This window comes from Paenibacillus ottowii (assembly GCF_006874425.1).
Lineage (GTDB): Bacteria > Bacillota > Bacilli > Paenibacillales > Paenibacillaceae > Paenibacillus > Paenibacillus ottowii.
In genome coordinates this window covers 1-1,805 of record NZ_VIJZ01000033.1, presented here as the reverse complement: position 1 = coordinate 1,805, position 1,805 = coordinate 1, and the positions used below count along the sequence as shown (strand labels likewise).

The window sequence follows — 1,805 nt, the reverse complement described above, 5'->3', positions numbered from 1 at the left end:
ACTGCTCTACCTGCTGCTCCACCGGGTAATTTTCAAATATCATAATATGGTTGATTAAATCCTGCTTCTGCTCAGTCAGTGCTTGGATTTCATACAGCGGGAACGCATCATAGGCATTGGAAGCCAGGGCTTGCCGCTGTGTTCGTTTCATCAGCTTGGCAAAGGTTTCACCTTGTTCAGACTGCACACGCACTGGAATCGTATTAATGAATAGCCCGATCATATGCTCCACACCTGGAATATCCCCTGGACGACCGGACACAACGCTGCCGAACACGACATCCGAACTGTTGTTATACTTCTGCAACAGAACGCCCCATACGGTCTGAATCAGCGTGTTGATCGTGACCTGATTTTGCTTCGCCACCCGTTCGATCTGAGCCACCAGCTCTGGCTGGAAGTCACATTCCAGATCTTCAGCGACATATTCCCCGACTTGCATCGATTTCGGCAGGGCTTTTTGCTGCGGAAGCGTAATTTGCTGCTCGTAGTCCGCCAGATACCCACGCCAGTATTGCAAGGCCGCCTCACGATCCTGACGTTCCAGCCATTCGATAAAGCGACTGAACGGCGTGACAGGCTCCAGCGCTGGCTCATGACCCGCGCGCAGGGCCAGATAGCTGCCGAATACCTCCTGTGTCATAAAAGACAGGCACCAGCCATCCATCAAAATGTGATGGAAGCTCCAAACAAAGTGGTACGTTTCATCCCCGGTTTGCAAAATCGAGACACGAATGAGCGAATCCTCTGCGAGGCGGAATCCTTTTGCTTTATCCTCGAGGACAAAAGCTTTCACCCGAGCTTCTCGTTCCTCTTTTTCTAGTCCGCGCAGGTCTTCATAGTACAACTCTCCGCTGCGATGGCGGAAAACGACCTGCACAGGCTCATCCTTCCAGGTGTTGATAACGTTCGTCCGCAATGCCTCATGACGCTGTACGAGCAGATCCAAGCTCTTGCCGAAGGTAACCACATCAAAACGCCCGTTCAGTTCAAAGGTAGCCTGCTCAAAATAAGCCGTCGAGTTCTCATCCATCAGGCTGAAGAAGAGCATCCCCTTTTGCATCGGCGTCAAAGCATACACATTTTCCAGCTCGCCCAGATCCCGCGTATCTTCCACCAATTGCTCCAGCTCGTCCAGCGTGACATGGTTTAACAGGACATCACTTGGGGTCAGCACCGTTCTCTCTTGGGTGACGCAATGATGAATGACTTCACGCAGATTGAATGCCAGCAGTTCTCCAAGCCGTGCAACCGTTTCATGACGGAATTGCGTTGTGCCATAGCGAATCGTGAACATCAACTCGCCATCCTCAATGACTCCATTGATATCCAGCGCAAAATCCATAGTCGTATTCGTGCTGACAGGCACACCAATGGAATAGGCGGAAGGCTGTAGATCATTGCCTTTATAATCCTGATCGAATTGGCCCAAATAGTTAAAACTGATTTCAGGCTGAGCCTGTAACTGCACGCCTGCTTTTTCCAACACGTTCATATCGGACAGGTAGCGTAAAATCCCATAGCCGATGCCTTTTTGCGGAATATGACGCAGCCCTTCCTTGGTCCGCTTGATCAGGCGAGCGGTATGTCCTCCTTCTCCCAGACTTCCATCCAGTACAACCGGGAATTGGCTCGTAAACCAGCCGACCGTGCGCGTAATATCCACATCTGGTACAACGGCTTCCCGTCCATGGCCCTCCAGGTTGATCAGCACCCGTTCGGAACCAGACCAGTCATAGACGGCTTTTCCGAGCGCAGCCAGCAACAGGTCATTCATTTCCGTGTTGTACGCGCGATGAGCTTGT

Annotated in this window: 1 protein-coding gene; it reads right to left on the bottom strand. The window is 51.5% G+C overall.

All coding sequences use genetic code 11. The features are described 5' to 3' along the window. Nucleotides 1–1,805, bottom strand: a 1,805-nt coding sequence (locus FKV70_RS25775; protein ID WP_244310855.1) for a condensation domain-containing protein, incomplete at both ends; no start/stop codon positions are given.